The sequence below is a fragment of the Amycolatopsis minnesotensis genome (assembly GCF_039529815.1).
GTDB classification, from domain to species: domain Bacteria; phylum Actinomycetota; class Actinomycetes; order Mycobacteriales; family Pseudonocardiaceae; genus Amycolatopsis; species Amycolatopsis minnesotensis.
Genome location: NZ_BAAANN010000045.1, coordinates 13,776 through 40,276 on the forward strand (window position 1 = coordinate 13,776; position 26,501 = coordinate 40,276).

24 protein-coding genes are annotated in these 26,501 nt (G+C 71.3%); 23 read left to right on the top strand and 1 reads right to left on the bottom strand.

Going from position 1 to position 26,501, the window contains the following annotated elements; translation table 11 throughout:
• Positions 1–246 precede the first annotated feature (246 nt).
• From pyrR to ABD256_RS37955, 15 genes are all read left to right on the top strand, one after another.
• Positions 247–852, top strand: coding sequence for a bifunctional pyr operon transcriptional regulator/uracil phosphoribosyltransferase PyrR (gene pyrR / locus ABD256_RS37885; protein WP_344430091.1), 606 nt, complete (start codon positions 247–249; stop codon positions 850–852).
• Positions 849–1,781 (top strand): aspartate carbamoyltransferase catalytic subunit, encoded by a 933-nt coding sequence (locus ABD256_RS37890; RefSeq protein WP_344430093.1) that lies wholly within the window; start codon positions 849–851, stop codon positions 1,779–1,781. Before pyrR ends, ABD256_RS37890 begins: the two co-directional genes overlap by 4 nt.
• Entirely contained in the window at positions 1,778–3,067 is a 1,290-nt protein-coding gene (locus ABD256_RS37895; RefSeq protein ID WP_344430095.1) for a dihydroorotase, read from the top strand. Before ABD256_RS37890 ends, ABD256_RS37895 begins: the two co-directional genes overlap by 4 nt.
• Complete coding sequence (locus ABD256_RS37900) at positions 3,067–3,615, top strand: PH-like domain-containing protein (RefSeq protein WP_344430097.1); 549 nt, start codon at positions 3,067–3,069, stop codon at positions 3,613–3,615. Before ABD256_RS37895 ends, ABD256_RS37900 begins: the two co-directional genes overlap by 1 nt.
• A 3-nt stretch (positions 3,616–3,618) precedes the next feature.
• Positions 3,619–4,743, top strand: coding sequence for a glutamine-hydrolyzing carbamoyl-phosphate synthase small subunit (gene carA / locus ABD256_RS37905; RefSeq protein WP_344430099.1), 1,125 nt, complete (start codon positions 3,619–3,621; stop codon positions 4,741–4,743).
• Positions 4,740–5,921 carry an AAA family ATPase gene (locus tag ABD256_RS37910; RefSeq protein WP_344430101.1) on the top strand — a complete coding sequence of 394 codons (1,182 nt, stop codon included), beginning with the start codon at positions 4,740–4,742 and terminating at the stop codon, positions 5,919–5,921. Before carA ends, ABD256_RS37910 begins: the two co-directional genes overlap by 4 nt.
• Positions 5,918–6,523: a DUF4276 family protein gene (locus tag ABD256_RS37915; RefSeq protein WP_344430103.1), complete on the top strand. Its 606-nt coding sequence runs from the start codon at positions 5,918–5,920 to the stop codon at positions 6,521–6,523. Before ABD256_RS37910 ends, ABD256_RS37915 begins: the two co-directional genes overlap by 4 nt.
• Positions 6,523–9,840 carry a carbamoyl-phosphate synthase large subunit gene (gene carB / locus ABD256_RS37920; RefSeq protein WP_344430105.1) on the top strand — a complete coding sequence of 1,106 codons (3,318 nt, stop codon included), beginning with the start codon at positions 6,523–6,525 and terminating at the stop codon, positions 9,838–9,840. Before ABD256_RS37915 ends, carB begins: the two co-directional genes overlap by 1 nt.
• The gene (pyrF, locus tag ABD256_RS37925) at positions 9,837–10,724 is read left to right on the top strand and encodes an orotidine-5'-phosphate decarboxylase (RefSeq protein ID WP_344430107.1); all 888 of its coding nucleotides are present in this window, start codon (positions 9,837–9,839) and stop codon (positions 10,722–10,724) included. The genes carB and pyrF overlap by 4 nt, the downstream gene beginning before the upstream one ends.
• A gap of 84 nt (positions 10,725–10,808) precedes the next feature.
• A complete protein-coding gene (gene mihF, locus ABD256_RS37930) occupies positions 10,809–11,126 on the top strand; it encodes an integration host factor, actinobacterial type (RefSeq protein ID WP_215543728.1) in 318 nt (105 codons plus the stop codon).
• Positions 11,123–11,758, top strand: a complete 636-nt coding sequence (gene gmk, locus ABD256_RS37935) for a guanylate kinase (protein WP_344430110.1) — start codon at positions 11,123–11,125, stop codon at positions 11,756–11,758. The genes mihF and gmk overlap by 4 nt, the downstream gene beginning before the upstream one ends.
• A 50-nt stretch (positions 11,759–11,808) precedes the next feature.
• Complete coding sequence (gene rpoZ / locus ABD256_RS37940) at positions 11,809–12,078, top strand: DNA-directed RNA polymerase subunit omega (protein WP_215543730.1); 270 nt, start codon at positions 11,809–11,811, stop codon at positions 12,076–12,078.
• Positions 12,071–13,291 (top strand): bifunctional phosphopantothenoylcysteine decarboxylase/phosphopantothenate--cysteine ligase CoaBC, encoded by a 1,221-nt coding sequence (coaBC, locus tag ABD256_RS37945; protein WP_344430114.1) that lies wholly within the window; start codon positions 12,071–12,073, stop codon positions 13,289–13,291. Before rpoZ ends, coaBC begins: the two co-directional genes overlap by 8 nt.
• A gap of 123 nt (positions 13,292–13,414) precedes the next feature.
• Positions 13,415–14,617 (top strand): methionine adenosyltransferase, encoded by a 1,203-nt coding sequence (gene metK, locus ABD256_RS37950; RefSeq protein WP_344430116.1) that lies wholly within the window; start codon positions 13,415–13,417, stop codon positions 14,615–14,617.
• A gap of 44 nt (positions 14,618–14,661) precedes the next feature.
• Positions 14,662–16,755, top strand: coding sequence for a primosomal protein N' (locus ABD256_RS37955; protein WP_344430118.1), 2,094 nt, complete (start codon positions 14,662–14,664; stop codon positions 16,753–16,755).
• 144 nt (positions 16,756–16,899) lie between these two features.
• Here the strand turns inward: ABD256_RS37955 and ABD256_RS37960 are convergent, their stop codons facing one another.
• On the bottom strand, positions 16,900–18,219 hold the full coding sequence (locus ABD256_RS37960) for a pyroglutamyl-peptidase I (RefSeq protein ID WP_344430120.1): 1,320 nt from the start codon (positions 18,217–18,219) through the stop codon (positions 16,900–16,902).
• Between the two features lie 153 nt (positions 18,220–18,372).
• Here ABD256_RS37960 and ggt point away from each other — a divergent pair, with 153 nt between their 5' ends.
• From ggt to ribH, 8 genes are all read left to right on the top strand, one after another.
• On the top strand, positions 18,373–20,199 hold the full coding sequence (ggt, locus tag ABD256_RS37965) for a gamma-glutamyltransferase (protein WP_344430122.1): 1,827 nt from the start codon (positions 18,373–18,375) through the stop codon (positions 20,197–20,199).
• 107 nt (positions 20,200–20,306) lie between these two features.
• A complete protein-coding gene (gene fmt / locus ABD256_RS37970) occupies positions 20,307–21,233 on the top strand; it encodes a methionyl-tRNA formyltransferase (RefSeq protein WP_344430124.1) in 927 nt (308 codons plus the stop codon).
• On the top strand, positions 21,230–22,660 hold the full coding sequence (locus ABD256_RS37975; RefSeq protein WP_344430126.1) for an RsmB/NOP family class I SAM-dependent RNA methyltransferase: 1,431 nt from the start codon (positions 21,230–21,232) through the stop codon (positions 22,658–22,660). The genes fmt and ABD256_RS37975 overlap by 4 nt, the downstream gene beginning before the upstream one ends.
• Positions 22,660–23,163, top strand: coding sequence for a flavoprotein (locus ABD256_RS37980; RefSeq protein WP_344430128.1), 504 nt, complete (start codon positions 22,660–22,662; stop codon positions 23,161–23,163). Before ABD256_RS37975 ends, ABD256_RS37980 begins: the two co-directional genes overlap by 1 nt.
• A gap of 34 nt (positions 23,164–23,197) precedes the next feature.
• A complete protein-coding gene (gene rpe / locus ABD256_RS37985; RefSeq protein ID WP_344430130.1) occupies positions 23,198–23,887 on the top strand; it encodes a ribulose-phosphate 3-epimerase in 690 nt (229 codons plus the stop codon).
• A gap of 98 nt (positions 23,888–23,985) precedes the next feature.
• Positions 23,986–24,678, top strand: a complete 693-nt coding sequence (locus ABD256_RS37990; protein WP_344430132.1) for a riboflavin synthase — start codon at positions 23,986–23,988, stop codon at positions 24,676–24,678.
• The gene (locus tag ABD256_RS37995; RefSeq protein WP_344430135.1) at positions 24,675–25,997 is read left to right on the top strand and encodes a bifunctional 3,4-dihydroxy-2-butanone-4-phosphate synthase/GTP cyclohydrolase II; all 1,323 of its coding nucleotides are present in this window, start codon (positions 24,675–24,677) and stop codon (positions 25,995–25,997) included. The genes ABD256_RS37990 and ABD256_RS37995 overlap by 4 nt, the downstream gene beginning before the upstream one ends.
• Positions 25,994–26,500, top strand: coding sequence for a 6,7-dimethyl-8-ribityllumazine synthase (gene ribH, locus ABD256_RS38000; protein WP_344430136.1), 507 nt, complete (start codon positions 25,994–25,996; stop codon positions 26,498–26,500). The genes ABD256_RS37995 and ribH overlap by 4 nt, the downstream gene beginning before the upstream one ends.
• Position 26,501 lies beyond the last annotated feature (1 nt).

The following is a 26,501-nucleotide window of genomic DNA, read 5'->3' on the forward strand; positions in this document are numbered from 1 at the left end:
CCTTGCCCCTGGCCGATCGTGTGGATCGTCCCGGGGGGACTCCTGAGTCGAATACTCAGAGTAATGGTTACGCATTGTCGTCACCAGGTCAAGCGCATCCTCGTTCCAGGTGAGTTCCGCGACGGCCACACCACCCGGAAGGCTGAGCACGTCCGCCTGCTACTGTCGGGTCGATTTCCTCAGGCAAGCAGGAGATCCGACATCCTTTAAGGACCCGTCCAGAGAGGCGGGGAAGGAGGTCTTGCCGTGGCGCCACGCCCTCGTGGCGCGGCGGAACCGGCCGGTGAGCGGGAACTGCTCACCGCTGGCGACGTCGCGCGCACCATCGCCCGAATGGCCCATCAGGTCATCGAAAAGACCGCTGTGGGTGCCGGGCCCGCACCGCCACCCGTGTTGCTCGGGATCCCGACCAGGGGAACACCGCTCGCACGCAGGCTGGCCGCGCGGATCGCCGAGTTCTCCGGTCACGACACGCCGACGGGCGCGCTCGATGTGACCCTCTTCCGCGACGATCTCCGTCGCCGCCCGACCAGGCCGCTGGAGCCGACCAGCCTGCCGGACGGTGGTCTGGACGACCGGGTCGTCATCCTCGTCGACGACGTGCTGTTCTCCGGCCGCACCATCCGCGCCGCGCTCGACGCGCTGCGCGAGCACGGCAGGCCGAAGGCCGTGCAACTGGCCGTGCTGGTGGACAGGGGACACCGCGAACTCCCCATCCGCGCCGACTACGTCGGCAAGAACGTGCCCACCTCCCGCGCCGAGGGCGTCGACGTCCTGCTGTCCGAAGTGGATGGCCGCGACGCGGTGCTGCTGCGCGGCCCGGAAGACGGTTCCGGAGAAGGGGAGCGATGAAGCACCTACTGGCCACCGACGGCCTCGACGCCGACAGCGCGCTCGCCGTGCTGGACACCGCCGACGAGCTCAAGCGGACGCTGATGGGCCGCGAGATCCGCAAGCTGCCGACGCTGCGCGGCCGCACGGTGATCACGCTGTTCTACGAGAACTCCACGAGGACCAGGGTCTCGTTCGAGATCGCGGGCAAGTGGATGAGCGCCGACGTCATCAACGTCTCGGCGGCCAGCTCGTCGGTGAACAAGGGCGAGTCCCTTCGCGACACCGCGCTGACGCTGGCCGCGGCGGGCGCCGACTGCGTGATCGTGCGCCACCCCGCTTCGGGCGCGGCGCAGCGGCTCGCCGGCTGGCTCGCCGAGCCGGGCACCGCGATCGTCAACGCCGGTGACGGCACGCACGAGCACCCGACGCAGGCGCTGCTGGACGCGGCGACCCTGCGCGAGCGGCTCGGGTCCCTGAAGGACCGTCGCGTCGCGATCGTCGGCGATGTGCTGCACAGCAGGGTCGCCCGCTCGAACATCCACCTGCTGACCACGCTCGGCGCCGAGGTCGTGCTCGTCGCGCCGCCGACGCTGCTGCCGTCCGGAGTGGACAGCCTGCCGGTGACCGTGTCGCACGACCTCGACGCCGAACTGCCCGCGTCGGACGCCGTGATGATGCTGCGCGTGCAGGCCGAGCGGATGCACGGCGGGTTCTTCCCGTCGGCGCGCGAATATTCGATCGCCTACGGGCTGTCCGAGAAGCGGCTGAAGCTGCTGCCGGAGCACGCGGTCGTGCTGCACCCCGGCCCGATGCTGCGCGGTATGGAGATCGCCTCCGCGGTCGCGGACGCGCCGTCCTCGGCGATCACCGAACAGGTCCGCAACGGGGTGCACGTCCGGATGGCCGTGCTGTACCACCTGCTCGCCGGCGAAGGAGACGAGTCGTGACCGTACTGATCAAGGGCGCCCGTCCCTACGGCGAGGGCGAGCCGGTCGACGTGCTGGTGACCGGCGGCGTGCTCGCCGAGATCGGTGCCCGCATCGCCGCGCCGGAGGACGCCGAGGTCATCGAAGCGGACGGCCAGGTGCTGCTGCCCGGTTTCGTCGACCTGCACACACACCTGCGCGAACCGGGCAGGGAGGACACCGAGACCATCGCGACCGGGTCGGCCGCGGCCGCGCTCGGCGGGTTCACCGCGGTGTTCGCGATGGCCAACACCGATCCGGTCGCCGACAACGCGGTGATCGTCGAACACGTCTGGCGGCGTGGCCGCGAGGCCGGTCTCGCCGACGTGCACCCGGTCGGTGCGGTCACCGTCGGGCTCAAGGGGGAGCGGCTCGCCGAACTGGGCACCATGGCCGCGTCCGAGGCCGGGGTGCGCGTGTTCTCCGACGACGGCCACTGCGTCGCGGACCCGCTGATCATGCGCCGCGCGCTGGAGTACTCGACCGCGCTGGGCGTGGTGATCGCGCAGCACGCGGAGGAGCCGAGGCTGACCGTCGGCGCGCAGGCGCACGAAGGCGAGCGCGCGTCGAGGCTCGGCTACAGCGGCTGGCCCGCCTCGGCCGAAGAGTCCATTGTGGCCCGTGACTGCATCCTCGCGAAGCACGCCGGGGCAAGGCTGCATGTGTGCCACGTCTCGACGGCGGGCACCGCGGACGTGCTCCGCTGGGCCAAGGCGCGCGACACCCAGGTCTCCGCCGAGGTGACCCCGCACCACCTGCTGCTCACCGACGAGCGGCTCGCCACCTACGACCCGGTGAACAAGGTCAACCCGCCGCTGCGCGCCGAGTCCGATGTGGAGCGTCTGCGGGCTGCGCTCGCCGACGGCACGATCGACTGCGTCGCCACCGACCACGCGCCGCACGCGGTGCAGGACAAGGACTGCGAGTGGGCCGCGGCGAGGCCGGGCATGCTCGGGCTGCAGACCGCGCTGTCGATCGTGGTGCACACCATGGTCAGGACCGGCCTGCTCGACTGGCGCGGGGTGGCGAAGGTGCTGAGCGAGCGCCCCGCCGAGATCGGCGGCCTGCCCGATCACGGCAGGCCGATCGCGGTCGGCGAGCCCGCGAACCTGACGCTCGTCGACCCCGATGCCGAGTGGACGGTGCGCGGGCACGAGCTGGCGAGTGTGGCCGCGAACACGCCGTACGAGGGCATGCGGCTGCCCGGCGTGGTGAACGCCACGCTGCTGCGCGGGCGGATCACCTGCCGAGAAGGGAAGATCTCCTGATGGAGAGAGTGCTGCTCACCCTCGCGATCGTCGCGTTCTTCCTGCTGTGCGTGTTCGGCATGTGGCTCGGCTGGCGCCGCAAGGCGCGCTCCCAGAGCGTCCAGGTGCCGCCGTTCCCGTCCACGCCATCGAGTCCGGAGGACACCGGCGAGCGCCTGCTGGCCCCCGCCGAGGGGCTCTACGTCAGCACCACCCGCGCCGGGCACTGGCAGGACCGGATCGTGACCAGGGGAGCTGGCCTGCGCACGTCGGCGACCTGGCGGCTCTACGAGCACGGGGTCGAGGTCGAGCGCGTCGGCGCGCCGGGGTTCTGGATCCCCGCGGAGTCCCTTGTGGACATCCGGCTGGACAGCAGAATCGCGGGCAAGGTGATGGCGACCGACAGCCTGCTGGTGTTCACCTGGAAGCTCGGCGACATCGAGCTGGACACCGGCTTCCGCGGTGACGAACTGAGTGTCTATCCACAGTGGATCGAGGCGGTCCAGCGCTTGGCGAAGCTCGCCGAGCACGGCCGGTCCGATTCCGGCGAGGTCAAGGGAGGAGCCTGAGAGATGACGGGAAATCGTGAGCCCGCGGCACTGGTACTCGAGGACGGCCGCATCTTTCGCGGCGTCCCCTACGGTGCGCGCGGCAGGACGCTCGGCGAGGCGGTGTTCTGCACCGGCATGACCGGGTACCAGGAGACGCTGACCGATCCGTCCTACCACCGCCAGATCGTGGTGCAGACCGCACCGCAGATCGGCAACACCGGCTGGAACGACGAGGACGACGAGTCGGCGAGGATCTGGGTCAGCGGGTACGTGGTGCGCGACCCCGCGCGCACGCCGTCGAACTGGCGCTCGCGCCGCTCGCTGGACTCCGAGCTGACCGCGCAGGAGATCGTCGGCATCGCCGAGATCGACACCCGCACCCTGACCAGGCACCTGCGCGAGCACGGCGCCATGCGGGCGGGGGTGTTCTCCGGTGACGCACTGCGCGAGGACGACGAGATGGTCGCCGAGGTGCTGGCGAGCCCGTCGATGAAGGGCGCGCGCCTGGCGGGCGAGGTCACCACGAAGGCGCCGTACGTGGTGCCCGCACCGGGGGAGCGGCGGTTCCGGGTGGCCGCGCTGGATCTCGGGATCAAGTCCAACACCCCGCGCCTGATGAACGAGCGCGGGATCGAGGTGCACGTGCTGCCGCTGACGAGCACGCTCGACGAGCTGCTCGCGATCGAACCGGACGGGGTGTTCCTCTCGAACGGGCCGGGCGACCCGGCGACCGAGGACCACGCGACGGAGCTGACGAAGGCGGTGCTGGGGCGGCGGATCCCGACGTTCGGCATCTGCTTCGGCAACCAGATCCTCGGCCGCGCGCTGGGGCTGGGCACCTACAAGATGCGCTACGGGCACCGCGGCATCAACATCCCGGTGATCGACGTGGCCACCGGCGCGGTGGCGATCACCGCGCAGAACCACGGCTTCGCCCTCGAAGGCGAGCCGGGCCAGCGGTTCGACTCGCCCTTCGGCAGCGCGCAGATCAGCCACTACTGCCCGAACGACGACACCGTCGAAGGCGTCCGCTGCTCGGACGTCCCGGCGTTCTCGGTGCAGTACCACCCCGAGGCCGCCGCGGGCCCGCACGACGCGGCGCCCCTGTTCGACGAGTTCGTGAGCCTGATGGAGAAGGCCAAATGACTGGCCTTCTCAACGGGATCGAACGGCTGCGGATCCGCAACTTCCGCGTCCTGCGGGACGTGGAGTTGTACGATCTCACGCCGATCACCGCGTTGCTCGGCCCCAACGGGAGTGGAAAGTCGACGGTTTTCGACGCGCTTCGGTTGATCGTGGAGTCGTTCACCGGAGGATTCGCCGAGGCATGGGAACGCCGTGGTGGGGTCGCCGAAACACGCACACGTGAATCGACTGGTCCGGTCCAAGTCGAGTTTGGTTGCCGGGTCGAGGGCGATTCATACGACTACCGTCTCGCGGTGGATGAGGAGGATGGCGCTCCGGTCATCGTGGAGGAGCGGTTGACCTGGCGGGAAGCGGGCCAGGACCAGTCGGTGGACGTACTTGAGTTCCACCGGGGAGCGGGAACGGTCAAGGTCCCCGGAGCAGCGGGTAACGCGACTGAACTCGTGGGGCAGGACGTGCTCGGTGTCGTGGCGATCGGGCAGGTGGCCACGAATCCCCAGGTGGCTGCCTTCCTCAAGTTCGTTTCCCGGTGCCAAGTGTCCGACCTCGATGTCGAGCTGATGCGAAAAGGAGTTCGCACGAAGAGCCGGACCGCACGGCTTTCCTCGTCGGGAGACAACGTGGCGGTTGTGGTGCGGCGTCTGCGACAACAACGTCCGGATGCCTGGGCGAAGATCCTCGGCTCCCTTCGGCGGTACGTACCGGGGCTCGTGGACATCGAACCCTTCAGCCTCGGTGACGGCAGCCAGATCGTTCGGTTGCGCGAACAACGAGCCGGGCAGCCGATTCTTCCGGACCACATTTCCGATGGAACGCTCAAACTACTGGGCTATCTCGTTGCCTTGCAGGACCAAGCCTCGGTGCTGTTCATGGAGGAACCCGAGAACCAGGTTCACCCGAGCCTGCCCTACCTGCTTGCGGAGGACGCCAGGATGGCCGCCGCGGAGACCGGCCAAGTGGTGGTCGCCACTCACTCGCCGTATTTCGTGGACGCGTTGCACCCGGACGAGGTCTGGATGATGTTCCGGAACGACCAGGGTTTCGCGGAAGTGAGACGAGCCGCTGAGAATCGGTCTTTGGTCGCCATGCTCGAAGCCGGTGGGCTGCTTGGCAGCTTGTGGACCGAAGGCTACTTCGGTGTCGGCGACCCGCTGACCCGTTCCGGACGGCCACGGTGACCGATGCGGAGGTCACGGTGCAGTTGCTAGTCGAAGAGCCGTCGACGAAACAGGCGCTGGGAGTGATCTTGCCGAAGATCGTTCCGAACGTCCCGTTCGAAATAGTGCAGTTCCAGGGGAAGCAGGATCTGCTCAAAAGGCTGCCCGGTCTGCTGAAGGGTTACGCGGTCAGGCTTGAGTGGGAGTTGCTCAGGATCGTGGTCGTCATCGACCGTGATCTCGATGATTGCGCCGAACTCAAGCGGAAGCTGGTCCGGATCGCCGACGACGCGGGACTACCGCGCAGTGCTGTGCTGTTCCGGATAGCGATCGACGAGCTGGAGTCGTGGTTCCTCGGAGATGTTCCGGCGTTGTGCGCGGCCTACCCGCGGGTGCCAGCAAATCTCGGCGAGCAGGCTCGGTACCGCGACCCCGACGCGACCGGGAAGGCATTGAGGGCGCTGGAACACGTACTGAAGTCGAATGGCTATCACCGCGATCATCTGGCCAAAGTCAAGGCGGCGGTCGGCATCGGCGTGCACATGGACGTAGAAGCCAATCGTTCCAGGAGTTTTCAGGTGTTCCGCGACGGTCTGCGGCGCCTGGTGAGTGAGGGAAGCTAATGCCAAAGAGGACAGACATCGAGCACGTGCTCGTGATCGGTTCCGGGCCGATCGTGATCGGCCAGGCCGCCGAGTTCGACTACTCCGGCACGCAGGCGTGCCGGGTGCTGCGCGAGGAGGGCCTGCGCGTCAGCCTGGTCAACTCGAACCCGGCGACGATCATGACCGATCCCGAGTTCGCCGACGCCACCTACATCGAGCCGGTGACCGCCGAGTTCGTCGAGAAGGTCATCGCGGCCGAGCGTCCCGACGCGGTGCTCGCCACCCTTGGCGGGCAGACGGCGCTGAACTGCGCGGTCGCCCTGCACGAGCGCGGGGTGCTGGAGAAGTACGGGGTCGAGCTGATCGGCGCCGACATCGACGCGATCCAGCGCGGCGAGGACCGCCAGAAGTTCAAGGACATCGTGCGCCAGATCGGCGCCGAGGTCCCGCGCAGCGCGGTGTGCAACACCATGGACGAGGTCCGCTCGACGGTCGCCGAACTCGGCCTGCCGGTGGTCATCCGCCCCTCGTTCACCATGGGCGGGCTCGGCTCCGGCATGGCGCACACCGCCGAAGAGCTGGACCGGCTCGCGTCGGTCGGGCTCGAGGAGAGCCCGGTGACCGAGGTGCTCATCGAGGAGAGCGTGCTCGGCTGGAAGGAGTACGAGCTCGAGCTGATGCGCGACAAGCGCGACAACGTCGTGATCATCTGCTCGATCGAGAACATCGACGCGATGGGCGTGCACACCGGCGACTCGGTCACGGTCGCGCCCGCGATGACGCTGACCGACCGCGAGTACCAGCACATGCGCGACGTCGGCATCGACGTGCTCCGCGCGGTGGGCGTGGAAACGGGCGGCTGCAACATCCAGTTCGCGATCAACCCGCGTGACGGCCGCATGGTCGTCATCGAGATGAACCCCCGCGTCTCGCGGTCGAGCGCGCTGGCGTCGAAGGCGACCGGGTTCCCGATCGCCAAGATCGCCGCGAAGCTCGCCGTCGGCTACACCCTCGACGAGATCCGCAACGACATCACCGGCGAGACGCCCGCGTCGTTCGAGCCCGCGCTGGACTACGTCGTGGTGAAGATGCCGCGGTTCGCCTTCGAGAAGTTCCCCGGTGCCGATCCGACGCTCACCACGACCATGAAGAGCGTCGGCGAGGCGATGTCCTTCGGTCGCAGCTTCCCCGAGGCGCTCGGCAAGGCGATGCGGTCGATCGACACCAAGGCGACCGGCTTCTGGACCGTGCCCGATCCAGCCGGCGCCACACTGGAGTCCACTTTGGACTCGCTGCGGACGGCGCACGAAGGCAGGCTCTACGCGGTGGAGCGCGCGCTGCGGCTCGGTGCGACCGTCGAGCAGGTGCACGAGGCGAGCGGCGTCGACCCGTGGTTCATCGACCAGATCGCGCTCATCGGCGAGGTCGGCGCCGAGGTCCGCGAGGCGCCGGTGCTCGACGGCTCGCTGCTGCGCCGCGCCAAGCGCACCGGCCTGTCCGACCGGCAGATCGCCGCGCTGCGGCCGGAGCTGGCCGGGGAGAACGGAGTCCGCGCGCTGCGCCACCGGCTCGGGGTGCGGCCGGTGTTCAAGACCGTGGACACCTGCGCCGCCGAGTTCGCCGCGAACACGCCGTACCACTACTCCGCCTACGAAGCCGATCCCGCAGCCGAGTCCGAAGTGGCGCCGCAGCGGGAAAAGCGGAAGGTGCTGATCCTCGGCTCCGGGCCGAACCGGATCGGGCAGGGCATCGAGTTCGACTACTCGTGCGTGCACGCGGCGATCGCGTTGCGCGAGGCCGGGTTCGAGGCCGTGATGGTCAACTGCAACCCCGAAACCGTCTCCACCGACTACGACACGTCCGACCGGCTCTACTTCGAGCCGCTGTCCTTCGAGGACGTGCTCGAAGTGGTGCACGCGGAGCAGGAGTCCGGCACCGTCGCCGGCGTCATCGTGCAGCTGGGCGGGCAGACCCCGCTGAGCCTCGCGCAGAAGCTCGCCGACGCGGGCGTGCCGGTCGTCGGCACCTCACCCGAGGCGATCCACCTCGCCGAGGACAGGGGCGCGTTCGGCGAGGTGCTGCGCGCCGCCGGGCTGCCCGCGCCGCGCTACGGCACCGCGACATCGTTCGACGGCGCCAAGCGGATCGCCGACGAGATCGGCTACCCGGTGCTCGTGCGCCCGTCGTACGTGCTCGGCGGGCGGGGCATGGAGATCGTCTACGACGAGGCGTCGCTCGAGGGCTACATCGAGCGGGCGACCGAGGTTTCGCCGGAGCACCCGGTACTGGTCGACCGGTTCCTCGACGACGCGATCGAAATCGACGTCGACGCGCTCTTCGACGGCGAGGAGCTGTTCCTCGGCGGGGTCATGGAGCACATCGAGGAGGCCGGGATCCACTCCGGCGACTCCTCGTGCGCGCTGCCGCCCATCACGCTCGGCCGCACCGATCTCGACGCGGTTCGCCGCTCGACGGAGGCGATCGCGCGCGGAGTCGGCGTTCGCGGGCTGCTCAACGTCCAGTACGCGCTCAAGGACGACGTGCTCTACGTCCTCGAAGCGAACCCCAGGGCCAGCCGGACCGTCCCGTTCGTCTCGAAGGCCACCGCGGTCCCGCTCGCCAAGGCGGCCGCGCTCGTCATGACCGGCTCCTCGATCAAGGACCTGCGCGGCAGCGGGGTGCTCCCCGCCGATGGCGACGGCGGGATGATGCCCGCCGACTCGCCGGTCGCGGTCAAGGAGGCCGTGCTGCCGTTCCACCGGTTCCGCACCCCGGAGGGCCACGGGGTGGACTCGCTGCTCGGGCCGGAGATGAAGTCGACCGGCGAGGTGATGGGCGTCGACGTCTCCTTCGGCAAGGCGTTCGCGAAGTCCCAGACCGGCGCGTACGGGTCGCTGCCCACCTCGGGGCGCGTGTTCGTCTCGGTCGCCAACCGGGACAAGCGTTCGCTGGTCTTCCCGGTGAAGCGGCTCGCCGACCTCGGGTTCGAGATCCTCGCGACCTCGGGCACCGCCGAGGTGCTGCGCCGCAACGGCGTGTCGGCGACCGTGGTCCGCAAGCACTACGAGTCGGCCGAATCCGATACCGGGAAGAACATCGTCGAGCTGGTGCTGGCCGGCGGGGTGGACATGGTGATCAACACCCCGTACGGCAACAGCGGGCCCCGCGTGGACGGCTACGAGATCAGGACGGCGGCGGTCGCGCGGGACATCCCGTGCATCACCACGGTCCAGGGCGCCTCGGCGGCCGTGCACGGCATCGAGGCACTGATCAGGGGCGATATCGGGGTCAAGTCGCTGCAGGAGCTCCAGGCGGCGCTGCGGGCGCAGTCGTGACCGCGCGGTCGGCGGGGTTCGGCGCAAGGCTGGCCGAGGCGGTGCTGGCGCGCGGCCCGCTGTGCGCCGGTATCGACCCGCATCCCGGCCTGCTCGACGCATGGGGCCTGCCCCGCGACGCGGGCGGACTGGAAAAGTTCGCGCTCACCGCGGTCGACGTGCTCGCCGAGCGGGTGGCGGTGGTGAAACCCCAGTCGGCGTTCTTCGAGGCGTTCGGGGCACCGGGAATCGCCGTGCTGACGCGCGTGCAGGAGCACGCGCGCGCGGCGGGCGCGCTCGTCCTGCTCGACGTCAAACGGGGCGATATCGGGTCGACGATGGGCGCATACGCCGGCGCCTACGTCGCCGACGGCGCACCGCTCACCGCGGACGCGATCACGGTGTCGCCGTACCTCGGAGCCGGCTCGCTCGCGCAGACGGTCGAGCTCGCGCGCGCGGCGGGACGCGGTGTGATCGTGCTCGCCAGGACGTCGAACCCGGAGAGCGCGGCGGTGCAGAACGCGTTGCTGCCCAACGGGAAAACCGTCGCACAGTCCATTGTGGACGAGGTGGCGCGGTGGAACGAGGGGGTTGCCCCGCTCGGCGATGTCGGCGTCGTGGTCGGGGCGACCGTGCCCGCAGGGGAACTCGACCTCGGCGGGCTCAACGGACCCGTGCTGGCGCCCGGTTTCGGAGCGCAGGGGGCCACTGTGGCCGACCTTCGCCGGGTTTTCGGCCCAGGACTGCCCGGCGTGCTCCCCGCGTCCTCACGGGACATCCTGAGGCATGGTCCGGACCCGGTCGCGCTGCGTGAAGCCGTGGTGCGCGTACAGGAATCACTCGCGGGACAGGGGTTCGCGGACGGTGGGATCGGGCCAATATCAGGCCCTGTCCTGGCAACCTAGCGGCCACCCCCGCATTGTGGCGGGTGGTCAGGGGTGGGTACCGTCGCGTCACCCACCCGGAATTTGAGTACTACGGAGGAAAACGTGGCACTTCCCCAGCTGACCGACGAGCAGCGTAAGGCAGCGCTGGAGAAGGCCGCTGCCGCTCGTCGTGCCCGTGCCGAGCTCAAGGAGCGCCTGAAGCGAGGCGGTACCACTCTGACCGACGTGCTGAAGCAGGCCGACGAGGACGAGGTCCTCGGCAAGATGAAGGTCTCGGCTCTGCTCGAGGCACTTCCCGGCGTCGGCAAGGTGCGGGCACAGCAGACCATGGAGCGTCTCGAGATCGCACCCAGCCGCCGTCTGCGCGGGCTGGGCGACCGTCAGCGCAAGGCTCTGCTTTCGGAGTTCAGCGCCGAGTGACCGAGAACGGACAGGGCGGCGCGGCAGCGGCCGGCTCAGGTCCAGCCGGTGAGCCGGTGCTGGGACAACGTGCCCAGCACCGGCTCACCGTCGTTTCGGGGCCTTCCGGAGTGGGCAAGTCCAGCGTCGTCGCGCAGCTGCGGCTGCTCGAACCGGACATCTACTTCAGCGTCTCGGTGACCACGCGCAAGCCGAGGCCGGGCGAGGTGGACGGACGGCACTACCACTTCATCGACCGCGCGACCTTCGACGAGATGGCCGCGGGCGGCCGGTTGCTCGAATACGCCGAGTTCGCGGGCAACTGCTACGGCACCCCGCGCGAACCCGTGGAGCGGGCGCTGGCGGCGGGCAAGCCGGCGATCCTCGAGATCGAGCTGCAGGGCGCGCGCCAGGTCCGCGCGGCGATGCCGGAGGCGAGGCTGGTCATGCTGATGCCGCCGTCGTGGGAGGAACTGGTCGGCAGGCTCACCGGCAGGGGAACCGAGGAGGAGGCCGCCGTGCAGGCCAGGCTCGCCGAGGCGGAGCGCGAGCTGGCCGCCGCGGGGGAGTTCGACGCGCGCGTGGTGAACGCCGACGTCAAGGACGCGGCGGCGGAGTTGCTAAGATTGCTCACTGACGATTCAAAAGCTTGATCTGCGATACTGCGATACTGAGATACTGCGATACACCGGGAGCGACACGAGTGACCACGACGCTGGGTGCCCTAGAAGAGCTCGAGGGCATCACCAACCCCCCCATCGACGACCTGCTCGAGAAGGTCAGCTCCAAGTACGCGCTGGCGATCTACGCCGCGAAGCGCGCCCGCCAGATCAACGACTACTACGCCCAGCTCGGCGAGGGCCTGCTCGAGTACGTCGGCCCGCTCGTGGAGCCGGGCCCGCGCGAGAAGCCGCTGTCGATCGCGCTGCGCGAGATCCACGCCGGTCTGCTCGAGCACACCGAGGGTGAGTAAACCCCGAGTCGTACTCGGTGTGGGCGGCGGCATCGCCGCCTACAAGGCGTGTGAGGTGCTGCGCGGGCTGACCGAATCCGGTCACGACGTCCGCGTGGTCCCCACCGAAGCCGCGCTGCGGTTCGTCGGCGCGGCCACCTTCGAGGCGCTGTCCGGGCACCCCGTGCACACCGGGGTGTTCACCGAGGTGCCCGAGGTCCAGCACGTCCGCGTCGGCAAGGAAGCCGATCTCGTGCTCGTCGTCCCGGCGACCGCGAACCTGATCGCGAAGGCGGCGCACGGCATCGCCGACGACCTGCTGACGAACACCCTGCTCACCGCGCGGTGCCCGGTCGTGTTCTTCCCCGCGATGCACACCGAGATGTGGGAGCACCCGGCGACCAGGGACAACGTCGCCGCGCTGCGCCGCCGCGGGACCGTGGTCACCGAGCCCGCCGCGGGCAGGCTGACCGGCGTCGACACCGGCAAGGGCAGGCTCGCCGACCCCCGCGAGATCGTCGACGTCGCCAGGCTGCTGCTGGCCGAGCCCGCCGCGCTGCCCCGCGACCTGGACGGCCTCAAGGTCGTCGTGTCCGCCGGCGGCACCAGGGAGCCGCTCGACCCGGTGCGCTACCTCGGCAACCGCTCGTCCGGCAAGCAGGGCTACGCGCTGGCCAGGGTCGCCGCCCAGCGCGGCGCCGACGTCACGCTCGTCGCCGCGCACACCGTGGCGTTGTCCGAGCCCGCGGGCGCCCGCGTCGAGCACGTTTCGACGGCCGAAGAGCTGCGCGTCGCCATGCACGCGGCGGCCGAGGTCGCCGACGTGGTGGTGATGGCCGCCGCGGTCGCCGACTTCCGGCCCGCCAGCCGTGCCGAGCACAAGATCAAGAAGTCCGACGACCAGCCGGATCCCACGATCGTGCTGGACCGGAACGCGGACATCCTCGCCGAGCTGGTCGCCGCCCGTCCCGAGGGGCAGGCCGTCGTCGGGTTCGCCGCGGAAACCGGTGACGAGCACGGCAGCGTGCTCGAACACGCCCGCGCCAAGCTCAAGCGCAAGGGCTGCGACCTGCTGGTCGTCAACGCCGTCGGCGACGGCAAGGCGTTCGAGGTCGAGGACAACGGGGGCTGGCTGCTCGCCGCGGACGGCACCGAACGGCCTATCCCACTGGGCTCCAAGGCGCAATTGGCCGCCGCGGTGTGGGATGCCGTTGTGTCGTTAGTCAAGCGTTGACCACCGCTCGAACGAAATCAGTAGGCTGAACCCGGCGAAAGCTCTGTCTACCAAGGCGCCGCGTTCCAGCGCCGTGGGGGCTTTGGGTACGAATTGTCGAGTTGAGGGGATGTGACGAGCGTCGTGACGGCGTCCAACCGCAGGCTGTTCACTTCGGAGTCGGTGACCGAGGGCCATCCGGACAAGATCTGCGATGCGATCAGCGACTCCATCCTCGACGCGTTGCTGGCGAAGGACCCGCGCAGCAGGGTCGCCGTCGAAACGCTGATCACCACCGGGCAGGTGCACGTCGCGGGCGAGGTGACCACTGAGGCCTACGCGGACATCCCCACCATCGTGCGGGACGTGATCCTCCGGATCGGCTACGACTCGTCCGCCAAGGGCTTCGACGGCAACTCGTGCGGCGTGAACGTCGCGATCGGGTCGCAGTCGCCGGACATCGCGCAGGGCGTCGACACCGCGCACGAGTCGCGGGTCGAGGGCGCGCTCGACGACATCGACCGCCAGGGCGCCGGCGACCAGGGCCTGATGTTCGGCTACGCCTGCTCGGACACCCCGGAGCTGATGCCGTTGCCGATCGCGCTCTCGCACCGGCTCTCCCGCAGGCTGACCGGGGTCCGCAACGAGGGCGTGCTGCCCTACCTGCGCCCCGACGGCAAGACCCAGGTCACCATCGAGTACGCGGGCGAGCAGGCGGTCAAGCTCGACACCGTGGTGGTCTCGACCCAGCACGCCGACGGCATCGACCTGGACAAGATGCTCGGCGTCGACGTCCGCGAGCACGTGGTGCTGCCCGAGCTGGCCGAGCTGGAGCTGGACACCGCCGACGTGCGGCTGCTGGTCAACCCGACCGGCCGGTTCGTCATCGGCGGCCCGATGGGCGACGCCGGGCTGACCGGCCGAAAGATCATCGTGGACACCTACGGCGGCATGGCACGCCACGGTGGCGGCGCGTTCTCCGGCAAGGACCCGTCGAAGGTGGACCGGTCCGCGGCCTACGCGATGCGCTGGGTGGCGAAGAACGTCGTCGCGGCGGGCCTGGCCTCCCGCGTCGAGGTGCAGGTCGCCTACGCGATCGGCAAGGCATCGCCGGTCGGCCTGTTCGTGGAGACCTTCGGCACCGAGACGGTGGACCCGACGAAGATCCAGAGCGCCATCTCCGAGGTGTTCGACCTGCGTCCGGCGGCGATCATCCGCGATCTCGACCTGCTGCGCCCGATCTACTCGCCGACGGCCGCCTACGGGCACTTCGGCCGCCCCGACCTCGACCTGCCGTGGGAGAACACCCAGCGCGCCGACGCGCTTCGGTCGCTCGCGGGTGCCTGAGCGCGCCCGGAGGACTGTCCGGCCCGTCTGGTAGAGATCACGGGGTGAGCCGCCAGGAGACGACACCCCTCTGGGACCTCCCGGAACCGCCACGCGCCAGGAAGAAGGCCGATCCGGCGCGCAAGGCGGCGAAGGAGGCGCGCGACGCGAAGGGCCAGCAGCGGCCCGCCGCGACCGCGCCGGTCGCACGCGTCGTGGTGGACGTGCCGCTCGCGCACCTGGACCGCACCTTCGACTACCACGTGCCGGAGAAGTTCGACGAGGCCGCGGTACCGGGCTGCCGGGTGCGCGTGCGGTTCGCCGGGCAGCTCGTCGACGGCTTCCTCGCCGAGCGCGGTGACACCACCGAGCACCAGGGCAAGCTCGCCTTCCTCGACCGCGTGACCTCCAGCGAGCCGGTGCTCGGGCCCGCGCTCGCGAAGACCGCGCGTGCGGTCGCCGAGCGGTACGGCGGCTCGCTGATCGACGTGCTGCGGCTGGCGATCCCGCCGCGCCACGGCAAGGCGGAGGCCGAGGCGCCGCGCGAGGCCGCCGAGGCGCCGCGGGCGCCGGAGACCACCGGCTGGCACCGGTACCAGCGCGGGGAGAGCTTCGTCGAAGCACTCGGCGCGGGCCGCCCCGCGAACGCGGTGTGGCAGGCGCTTCCCGGGGAGGACTGGCCGGCGCGGCTGGCCGAGGTGGCCGCGGTGGTCGCCGCGCTCGGCCGCGGCGTCGTGCTCGTGGTGCCGGACCAGCGCGATCTCAAGCGCCTGGACACGGCGTGCGCGGCAGCGCTGGGGCCGGACGCTTTCGTCGCGCTGTCCGCGGAGGCAGGCCCGGCGGAGCGGTACCGGCGCTGGCTCGCGGTGTCGCGCGGCGCGGTGCGGGTCGCGATCGGCACCAGGGCGGCCATGTTCGCGCCGGTCGCCGATCCCGGCCTGTTCGTGGTCTGGGACGACGGCGACGACCTGCACGTCGATCCGCACATGCCGTATCCGCAGGTGCGGGATGTGCTGATGCTGCGAGCCCACGCGACGCAGTCGTCACTGCTCGTCGCCGGGTTCAACCGCACCGCCGAGGCACAGCTGCTGGTCGAGTCCGGCTGGGCGCACGAGGTGCGCGCCACGCGCGAGCAGCTACGGGCGAGCGCGCCACGGGTGACCCCGGTCGGCGAGGATTTCGACGTGGCGCGCGACGAAGCGGCCAAGGCGGCCCGGCTGCCCTCGGTGGCGTTCGAAGCCGCGAGGCAGGCGCTCGGGGCCGGCGCGCCGGTGCTCGTGCAGGTGCCCCGGCGCGGGTACGTGCCCGCGCTCGCTTGCGGGCACTGCCGCACCCCGGCGCACTGCCGTCGCTGCGCGGGGCCGCTCCTGCTCCCCGGTGGCGCGAACGACGGCGGCGCGAGGCCGCCGATCTGCCGCTGGTGCGGGGTGCCGGACGCGAACTTCCGGTGCGCCGCGTGCGGGTCGCCCCGGCTGCGCGCGGTCGTCGTCGGAGCGAAGCGGACCGCCGAGGAGCTCGGCAGGGCGTTCGCCGGCATCGCGGTGCGCACCTCCGGCGCCAAGGAGGTGCTCGCGACCGTGCCGGGCAAACCGGCGCTGGTGGTGTGCACGCCCGGTGCGGAACCGGTCGCCGACGGCGGGTACGGCGCCGCGCTGCTGCTCGACGGCTGGGCGCTGCTGGGCAGGCCCGATCTCCGCGCCGCGGAAGAAACCCTGCGCCGCTGGATGGCGGCCGCCGCGCTCGTGCGTCCCGGCGCCGAAGGCGGGCGGGTGATCGTCGGCGCGGACGCCTCGCTCGGGCCCGTGCAGGCACTCCTGCGATGGGACCCGGCCTGGCAGGCGGGGAACGAGCTCGCGGAACGCCGTCAGCTCGGGTTCCCGCCCGCGGTGCGGATGGCCAGCGTCGAAGGGAGCCCGGACGCGGTGGCGAACCTGCTTGCCGAGCTGACCCTGCCCGAAACGGGGGAGGTGCTGGGCCCGGTGCCGGTGGGGGAGGTCGACGAAGAGGGCAACGCCGAACGCGAGCGCGCGCTGATCCGCGTCCCCCGGGGCGACGGGCGCGCACTGGCCGCCGCGCTCGCCGCCGCGCAGGCGGGACGAGCGGCGCGCAAGGAAACCGACCCCGCCCGTATCCAGCTGGACCCGCTGGAACTGATCTGACCGGGACCGGCCGCCCGTGTCCGAAGGCCACGCTCGGGGAACTGGACACCCCGGATCGATCCCGTTGGGGCCGATGTGGACACTGCGGCGCGTGTGCGCCGGGTGCCTGGGCAGAGTCCGATGTGGACGGTGCAGGGGAAGGGGTCAGTCCCGCCCGCCGAGTGCGCTCGCGGCGGCGGTTTCCAGTGCCACGGTCTGGTCGGCGATGGTCTTGCGCCGCGCTTCGAAATCGGCGTCGGTGATGGCGTCCGGTGCGGTGGGCTGGCCGAGCACGGGGGTGTGCAGGTGCCCGCCCCGCACGGAAGTCGCGCCGAGTCCGACCCGCACCCGGTTGCTGCGGTACATCGATTCGTTCGACAGGTAGTCCCCGCCGCCGCCCTGCGCGGCGATCTCGCCGGGGCGTGGCGCGTCCGTGCGGCACACCGGGGTGCCGGTGCCGGGTTTCGCGCTGTCCGGCCAGACGCAGAACTGCTGGTTGAACTTGACCGGGTAGCCCGTGGTTCCCGCGTCGATCATCCGCTGGTACGGCAGCGTGGTTTCGATGAACGAGTCCGCGGGCTGGGGCCATCCCGCCGCGGGCGGCACCGCGCCGGGGCTGATGGCGCGGTTGTTATCCGGCGCCGTGCCCCGCCAGCCGCCCGCCCAGCGTTCGATGTCGAACTGGCCTGGACGGCCCTGGCTGATCGTCGTGATCAGCTCCGGTTTGCCGCCGGGCCCGCGCAGTGCGGTGCCGTAGGCGTCCTCGACGATGCCCTGGTCGAAATAGCCCCACACGACCGGGAACGACACCGCCTGCACCCGCGCCGGTCCGGTGGGGGTCGCCAGGACGCGGCCGTCGAGCTGCAGCGCCGACGCGCCGGCCGGGTTCGAGATCCGGACGCCGGCGCCGTCGAGCTGGAAGGGGTCGAAGCCGCTGACCAGGATCCGGTGTGCCGCGCCGCCGAACGGGAACCGGTCCGATTCGAGGCCGCGCGCGCCGTGGTCGAACGAGGTGAGCAGCGCGGTCCTCGCCGACGGCGGCAGCGCGAACCTCGGCGCCCACTGCCGCAGCGCCTTGCTCATCGCGAGCCGGGACCAGTAGAGGGGCCGGTCGTCGTAGCGGTCGAGCGTGCCCATGCCCGGCCGCCTGCCCTGCGCGCGGTCGACCGCGGTGCGCCACAGGTCGTCGCCCGCCGACTTCACGAGCAGCTTCGCGCCACCGGAGGTCCTGGTGCGGCACAGCCTTCCGGTGAACTCGTCGACGAGCCGGTCGAACCCGGCGAGGCGGATCAGCTCGGGGCCGACGGCGGGCCCGCCCGCGGGCAGCGTCGCGGTGAGGCGCTGCTCCTCGACGGTCAGCGGGACGGACTGGTCGAAGCAGGAGGCGGGCGCCGACGCTTCGGCGGCGGCCGGGATCGCCACCGCGACCGGAACCGCCGCGAGCACCGGCGCGACCACCCTCAGCACCGCACGCGAAATTCCCACGAACACACTCCCTAACCAAATGGACACCCATGGTGGCCGTTCGGGCACCCGGACGGCCCGGACGGCACTGGGGAGAGTTTTGCCGACCAAAAGGCGGGACGGCACCCGCCGTCCGTATTGAACGTGCCGCTCCCGCGGAGCAGACTCCTCGCCATGCCTGAGAGAGCGTTCCGTCCCAGAGCCCTTCGCCGTTCGGTGGTCCTCGCGAGCGCCGTCGCCGTCGCCGTGCCCCTCGCCGCGGCACCGGCCGAAGCGCTGCCGCAGCGCCCGAAATCACCCGTCGCGGCCGGGTACCTCGGCGCGGTGTCGAGCATCGACGCGGACGCCACCGCGATCGGCACCCGGGTGCTCCGCGAGGGCGGCAACGCGGTGGACGCCGCTGTCGCCACCGCTGCCGCGCTCGGCGTGACCGACCCCTTCTCCGCCGGGGTCGGCGGTGGCGGGTTCCTGGTCTACTACGACGCCCGCACCGGCAAGGTGCACACCCTCGACGGCCGCGAGACCGCGCCCGCGAAGACCGACGAGAACCTGTTCGTGGAGAACGGCAAGGCGCTGCCGTTCGACGACGCGGTGACCAGCGGCCTGTCGGTCGGCATCCCCGGCACGCCCGCCACCTGGCAGGACGCGCTGCGGAAGTGGGGCACCCGATCGCTGGCGGCCGCGGTCCAACCCGCCGAGCAGCTCGCCAGGCGCGGGTTCGCCGTCGACCAGACCTTCCACGACCAGATCGCCAACAACGCCAAGCGGTTCTCGGCGTTCCCGTCGACGAGGTCGCTGTACCTGCCCGGCGGCGCGCCGCCGGCGGTCGGCACGAAGTTCACCAACCCGGACCTCGCGGGCACCTACCGCGCGCTCGAATCGCAGGGCACCGGCGCGCTCTACCGCGGGCCGATCGCCGAGGACATCGCGAACACCGTGCAACAGCCGCCGGTCGACCCCGCGTCGGCGCTCAAGGTGCGGCCGGGCTCGATGACCACCGCCGACCTGGCCGCCTACCGGACCGTCGAGCGCGCGCCGACGAAGACTCGGTACCGGGGCCTGGACGTGTACGGCATGCCCGCGCCCTCATCGGGTGGGCTGACCGTCGGCGAGTCGCTGAACATCCTCGAAAACACGGACCTGGCGAAGCTGAGCAAGGCCGACTACCTGCACTACTTCCTGGAGTCGACGCGCCTCGCCTTCGCCGACCGCAACCGCTGGATCGGCGACCCCGCGGTGATCGACGTGCCGGCGAAGGAACTGGTGAGCCAGGAGTTCGCCGACTCGCGCGCGTGCCTGATCGACCCGAAGAAGGCGGGCGTCAGCCCGGTCGCGCCGGCGGACCCGCGCCACCCGGTGCCGTGCCAGGCCGGGACGACCGGCGCGCCGACGCCGTACGAGGGCGAGAACACCACGCACCTCACCACCGCCGACCGGTGGGGCAACGTGGTCGCCTACACGCTCACCATCGAGCAGGAGGGCGGCAGCGGGATCGTGGTCCCCGGCCGCGGGTTCCTGCTCAACAACGAGCTGACCGACTTCTCGTTCACCCCGGTGACCCCCGGCGTGCCGGACCCGAACCTGCCGGGCCCCGGCAAGCGCCCGCGTTCGTCGATGGCGCCGACGATCGTGCTCGAAGGCGGTAAGGCGCTGCTCGCGGTCGGCTCGCCAGGCGGCGCGTCGATCATCACCACGGTGCTGCAGGTGCTGCTCGGCAGGCTCGACCGCGGCCTGTCCCTTCCCGGCGCGATCGCGGCACCGCGCGCGTCGCAGCGGAACTCCGCGGCGGCCCAGGTCGAGCAGGGCTTCCTCGACCAGCCGGAGACCGCCGAGCTGAAAGCGCGGGGCCAGGGCTTCGCGACCGCGCCCGCGGAGATCGGCGCGGCGACCGGCGTCGAGCGGTTGAAGGACGGCCGCTGGCTGGCCGCCGCGGAGCCGGTGCGCCGCGGGACCGGTGCCGCGCAGGTCGTGCTGCCGTGGCGGTGGCCCTGGGACAAGTGACCGGTGCGGCCGTGATCGCCGACCCCGGCAGGGGCGGCGATCACGGCCCGTAGACTGGCGCGGATGTCTCGTTCCCTTTCTCCCGCGCCCTCCTGCGGGGTGTGCTGATGCGCCTCGTCTTCGCGGGCACCCCAGCCCCGGCCGTCCCGTCGCTGCGCGCGCTGCTCGAATCGGCGCGGCACGAGGTCGTCGCCGTGGTCACCAGGCCCGATGCCCGCTCCGGCCGGGGCAGGACCGTCCAGCGGTCGCCGGTCGGCGCGCTCGCCGACGAACACGGGATCGAGGTGCTCACCCCGCCGAAGGCCGGTGACCCCGAGTTCCTCGACCGGCTGCGCGAGCTCGCGCCCGACGCCTGCCCGGTGGTCGCCTACGGCGCGCTGCTGCCGCAGAAGGCGCTCGACATCCCGGCGCACGGCTGGGTCAACCTGCACTTCTCGCTGCTGCCCGCGTGGCGTGGCGCCGCGCCCGTCCAGGCCGCGGTGAAAGCGGGTGACGAGATCACCGGAGCCAGCACGTTCCGGATCGTGAAGGAACTCGACGCGGGTCCCGTGTTCGGCGTCGTCACCGAGGCCATCGGTGCCGCCGACACCGCGGGCGAACTGCTCGGCAGGCTCGCGGTCTCCGGCGCGCGGCTGCTCGCGTCCACATTGGATGGTGTCGAGGACGGCACGGTGCGCGCCGTCGAGCAGCCGGAGGAAGGCTTGAGCTACGCGCCGAAGGTGAGCGTCGAGGAGGCCCGCGTTTCCTTCGACGCGCCCGCGTCCGCTGTGGACAGGCTGATCCGTTCGGTGACGCCGGAGCCGGGTGCGTGGGCCGAGTTCCGCGGTGAGCGGTTCAAGCTCGGCCCGGTCGCGGTGACCGGCGACGACCCGATCCCGCCCGGCGAGATCCGGGTGGAGCGCAAGCGGGTCCTCGCCGGGACGGCGACGAAACCGGTGCGGCTCGGCGAGGTGCAGGCACCGGGCAAGAAGCGGATGGCGGCCACCGACTGGGCGCGCGGTACACGGATGGAACAGGGAGAGCGCCTGATATGAGCGACGACCGCAGGGAGCGGAAGCCGTCGCGGCCGCAACGGGGCCGCCCGGCACCGCGCAAGGAAGGCCCGCGCCGTCCGCCGGTGCAGGATCCCGCGCGCCGCGTCGCGCTCGACGTGCTGCGCGCGATCAGGGAGCGCGACGCGTACGCGAACCTCGCGCTGCCGGAGATGCTGCGCAACCGGCGCATCAGCGGCCGTGACGCCGCGCTGGCGACGGAGCTGACCTATGGTGCCGCGCGCGCGGTCGGCCTGCTCGACGCGGTGATCGGCGCCTGCCTCGACCGCCCGCTGTCCAAAGTGGACCCGATCGTGCTGGACGGGCTGCGCCTCGGGGCGTACCAGCTGTTGCGCACCCGTATCCCGCAGCACGCCGCGGTGGCGTCCACAGTGGATCTCGTGCGCGAGGACGCTGGCACGCACGTGGCGGGATTCGTCAACGCGGTGCTGCGCACCGTGTCCGAAAAGGACGAAGCGGCCTGGCTGGAGCAACTCGCGCCGGATCGGGAGTCCGACGTGATCGGGCACCTCGCGCTGCGCACCGCGCACCCGCGCTGGATCGCGCGCTCGTTCGCGGAAGCGCTGGGGGACAAGGGACCCGAGCTGGAGGCCGCGCTCGCCGCGGACGACGCGCGCCCCGAGGTCCACCTGGTCGCGCGGCCGGGGGAGATCAGCGCCGACGAGCTCGCCGCGATCACCGGCGGCGACGTCGCGCCGTACTCGCCCTACGGAGTGCGGCTGGAGTCGGGCGCGGGCGACCCCGGCGATCTCGAACCGATTCGCGAACGGCTGGCCGCGGTGCAGGACGAAGGCAGCCAGCTTTGTGCCGTCGCGGCGACGAAAGCGCCGCTGACCGGCAGCGACGAGCGCTGGCTCGACCTGTGTGCGGGGCCGGGTGGCAAGGCGGCGCTGCTCGGCGCGCTCGCCGTGTCGACCGGTGCGCACGTCGACGCCGTGGAGAAGGCGCCGCACCGCGCGAAGCTCGTCGAAAAGGCGACCGACGGGCTGCCGGTCACCGTGCACGTCGCCGACGGTCGCGAGAGCGAGCTGGAAGGCGGCTACGACCGCGTTCTGGTCGACGCGCCGTGCAGCGGGCTCGGCTCGCTGCGCCGCCGTCCGGAGGCCCGCTGGCGCAGGCAGCCCTCGGACGTCGCCGATCTGACCAAACTGCAGGGCGAACTCGTCCGGGCGGCGTTCGCGCTGACCAGGCCAGGCGGGATCCTCACCTACGTCGTGTGCTCGCCGCACCTCGCCGAAACCGAAGGGCTGATCGGGGAGACCGCGCGCAAGCTCGGCGCCGAGGTGCTCGACGCGCGCGAACTGTTCCCCGGCGTCCCGCAGCTCGGCGACGGCCCGTACGTCCAGCTCTGGCCGCATCGTCACGGCACCGACGCCATGTTCTGCGCGGTGCTGAGGAAACCCGTTTAGTGGCAAGGGATCTGGGGCTGGTCGCGAGCGCGTGCGGCGGGCTGGACACCCGGTTCGCCGCCGAAATCGTCGCGCCCGCCGTCGAGCGCGGCTGGCGGCCCGCGATCACGCTGACCCCGACCGCGGCGCGCTGGCTGGAGCACACCGGCGGTCTCGGCGAGGTCGACGCGCTCGTCGACCTGCCGGTGCGCAGCACCTCGCGGCTGCCGGGCGACCCGAGGCCGCACCCGGACCCGGACGTGTTCCTGTTCGCGCCCGCGTCGGCGAACTCGCTCGCGAAGCTGGCGCTCGGCATCGCCGACAACCAGGCGCTCACCGTGCTCGGCGACGTGCTGGGGTCACCGAGCGTGCACGTCGTCGTCGCCTACCAGGTCGTCGACGCGCGCCGGCACCACCCGGCGTGGCAGCGCCACCTCGATACCCTGGCCGAGGGCGGGGTGGCGCTGCACCGCATCGACACGCGCAAGCCGCTGACCGAGGTGGTGGACCTCCTCCCGTCGTGAACGGGTGACCGCGGACCTCCTACACTGCGTGACCGTGGCCATCGCACCCCTCATCGCCCCGAGCATCCTGTCCGCCGACTTCGCCCGTCTCGGCGAAGAGATCAACGCCGTGGCGGGAACGGGCGAGGCCCGCGCCGACTGGGTGCACGTGGACGTGATGGACGCGCACTTCGTGCCGAACCTGACGCTGGGGCTGCCGGTCGTCGAGTCGATCCTCAAGACCACCGACGTGCCCATCGACTGCCACCTGATGATCGACGACCCCGACCGCTGGGCCATCGGGTACGCCGAGGCCGGCGCCTACAACGTCACCGTGCACGCCGAAGCGGCCACGGACCCGGTGAAGATCGCGAAGGACCTGCGCGCCGCGGGTGCCAGGGCCGGCCTGTCGATCAAGCCGGGCACGCCGCTGGAAGACCACCTCGACGTGCTCAAGCACTACGACACGCTGCTGGTCATGTCGGTCGAGCCGGGTTTCGGCGGGCAGTCGTTCATCGACAGCGTGCTGGAGAAGGTCCGCACCGCGCGCGGGCTCGTCGACACCGGGCACCTGAACCTCGTCGTGGAGATCGACGGCGGGATCAACGCCGACACCATCGAGCGCGCCGCGGAAGCGGGTGTCGACTGTTTCGTCGCGGGCTCCGCGGTCTACGGTGCCAAGGACCCGGCACGGGCGATCGCCGCGCTCAGGGCGCAGGCGGCGGGCGCCGCCAAGCGCGACTGACCAGGCGGGACGTGGCAACCGTCACCGCAGCACCCCGCCAGCGCCCCGGAAGGTCCACCATGGACCTCCGGACGGCTCGTCGATACAGGAGGCAGGCAGTGTTCACCGGCATTGTCGAGGAGCTCGGCGAGATCGTCGCGGTCGAGCAGGTCCCGAACGCGGCACGGCTGAGCGTGCGCGGACCGGTGGTGACGACGGACGCGGAGCACGGCGACTCGATCGCGGTGAACGGCGTCTGCCTCACCGTCGTGGACGTCGTGGGCAGCGACTTCACCGTCGACGTCGTGCACGAGACGCTCCAGCGTTCGAGCCTGGCGAAGATCGCGGTGGGCGACCCGGTGAACCTCGAACGCGCGACCGCGGTCGGTGACCGGCTCGGCGGGCACATCATGCAGGGCCACGTCGACGGCACCGGGGTCTACCTGTCCCGCGACCCGCAGGGCCTGACCAGGTTCGCGCTGCCGGAGGGCCTCGCGCGGTACGTGGTCGAGAAGGGCTCGATCGCGGTGGACGGGGTGTCGCTGACCGTCGCCGGGATCACCGCGGAGGAGTTCAGCATCGCGCTGATCCCGACGACCCTCGAGCTGACCACGCTCGGCCGCCGCGAGCCGGGCGACCTGGTGAACCTCGAAGTCGACGTGCTCGCGAAGTACGTCGAGAAGCTGGCTGCGCCCCATCTGCCCGCCACCCGGGAGCACAATGGTGTCGCTGGCGTCGCCGGTGTCGCCGGTGTCGCCGGGGACGCGAACGGAGCCACCGGGGGTACCGGCGCGGAAGGGGATCTTCGATGAGCCAGGAAACCAGTGCGGAGTGGGCGCCCTGCGGCGCGACCGCGGTGGGGGACGACGCCGGTATCGAGAAGGCGGTCGCCGACATCAAGGCGGGCCGCCCGGTCGTCGTGGTCGACGACGAGGACCGGGAGAACGAGGGCGACCTGATCTTCGCCGCCGAGAAGGCGACGCCGGAGCTGCTGGCGTTCATGGTGCGCTACACGTCGGGCTACGTGTGCGTCTCGCTGACCGGTGAGGACACGGCCCGGCTCGACCTGCCGCCGATGTACCACACGAACCAGGACGCGCGGGGCACCGCGTACACCGTGACGGTCGACGCCGCCGAGGGCATCAGCACCGGCATCTCCGCCGCCGACCGCTCGCACACGATCCGGCTGCTCGCCGACCCCAAGTCCTCCGCCGCGGACCTCCGCAGGCCGGGCCACGTGGTTCCGCTGCGGGCCAAGGACGGCGGCGTGCTGCGGCGGCCGGGGCACACCGAGGCCGCGGTCGACCTCGCCCGCCTCGCCGGGCTGCACCCGGCGGGCGTGCTGTGCGAAATCGTGTCGCAGAAGGACGAAGGCGACATGGCGCGGCGGGACGAGTTGGAGGTGTTCGCCGCCGACCACGATCTCCAGGTGATCACGATCGCCGACCTGATCGCCTACCGCAGGCGCACCGAGAAGCAGGTGGAACGGGTCGCCGAGGCCAGGATCCCGCTCGCCGCGGGCACTTTCCGCGCGGTCGGCTACGACAGCCTCCTCGACGGCATCGAGCACGTGGCGTTCGTCTACGGCGACATCGGCGACGGCGAGGACATCCTGGTGCGCGTGCACTCCGAGTGCCTCACCGGCGACGTGTTCGGCTCGCTGCGCTGCGACTGCGGGCCGCAGCTCGAAGCGGCGCTGCAGACGGTGGCGACCGAGGGCCGTGGCGTGGTGCTCTACGTGCGCGGCCACGAGGGCAGGGGCATCGGCCTGCTGCACAAGCTGCAGGCCTACCAGCTGCAGGACGACGGCGCCGACACCGTCGACGCGAACCTCGCGCTCGGCGTGCCCGCGGACGCCCGCGACTACGGCACCGGCGCGCAGATCCTGTGCGATCTCGGCATCCGGTCGATGCGGCTGCTGACCAACAACCCGGCCAAGCGCGTCGGGCTCGAAGGCTACGGGCTGCGCGTCACGGGCCGGGTCGCGTTGCCGATTTCGCCGAACCCGGAGAACCTGCGGTACCTGCGCACCAAGCGCGACCGGATGGGGCACGACCTGTCGCAGCTGGAGAACTTCGACCAGGTCGGCGCGGACGTCGAGGACGCACGCAACGGGGGTGGCGCGCGGTGAGCGGCGAAGGTCGTCCCGACGTCAAGCTCGATCTGAGCGAGTGCGAGAACCTGAGGCTCGGCATCGTGGTCACGCGGTGGCACCCGAAGATCACCGACAGCCTCTTGCACAGCGCGCTCGCGGCGTCGCAGGAGGCGAAGCTGGCCGAGGCCCCGACGGTGGTCAGGGTCGCCGGCGCGATCGAGCTGCCGGTGGTGGCGCAGGCGCTCACCCGCAACCACGACGCGGTGGTCGCGCTCGGCGTCGTGATCCGTGGTGGCACACCGCATTTCGAGTACGTGTGCGACGCCGTCACGGCCGGGCTCACCAGGGTGGCGCTCGACGAGAGCACCCCGATCGGCAACGGCGTGCTGACCTGCGACACCGAACAGCAGGCGCTGGACAGGGCCGGGCTCCCCGAGTCCAAAGAGGACAAGGGGTTCGAGGCGACGGTGGCCGCGCTGGACACCGCGCGCGTACTGCGGTCGGTGCGGCAGCCGTGGACCGATCGGGGCTTCGTGTGAC

Coding starts and splice junctions, on each gene's coding strand:
- ggt (WP_344430122.1), top strand. CDS start 18,373: ATGCCTGAGAGAGCGTTCCGTCCCAGAGCCCTTCGCCGTTCGGTGGTC.
- ABD256_RS37900 (WP_344430097.1), top strand. CDS start 3,067: ATGGAGAGAGTGCTGCTCACCCTCGCGATCGTCGCGTTCTTCCTGCTG.
- carA (WP_344430099.1), top strand. CDS start 3,619: ATGACGGGAAATCGTGAGCCCGCGGCACTGGTACTCGAGGACGGCCGC.
- ABD256_RS37975 (WP_344430126.1), top strand. CDS start 21,230: ATGAGCGACGACCGCAGGGAGCGGAAGCCGTCGCGGCCGCAACGGGGC.
- ABD256_RS37995 (WP_344430135.1), top strand. CDS start 24,675: ATGAGCCAGGAAACCAGTGCGGAGTGGGCGCCCTGCGGCGCGACCGCG.
- carB (WP_344430105.1), top strand. CDS start 6,523: ATGCCAAAGAGGACAGACATCGAGCACGTGCTCGTGATCGGTTCCGGG.
- fmt (WP_344430124.1), top strand. CDS start 20,307: ATGCGCCTCGTCTTCGCGGGCACCCCAGCCCCGGCCGTCCCGTCGCTG.
- ABD256_RS37910 (WP_344430101.1), top strand. CDS start 4,740: ATGACTGGCCTTCTCAACGGGATCGAACGGCTGCGGATCCGCAACTTC.
- ABD256_RS37890 (WP_344430093.1), top strand. CDS start 849: ATGAAGCACCTACTGGCCACCGACGGCCTCGACGCCGACAGCGCGCTC.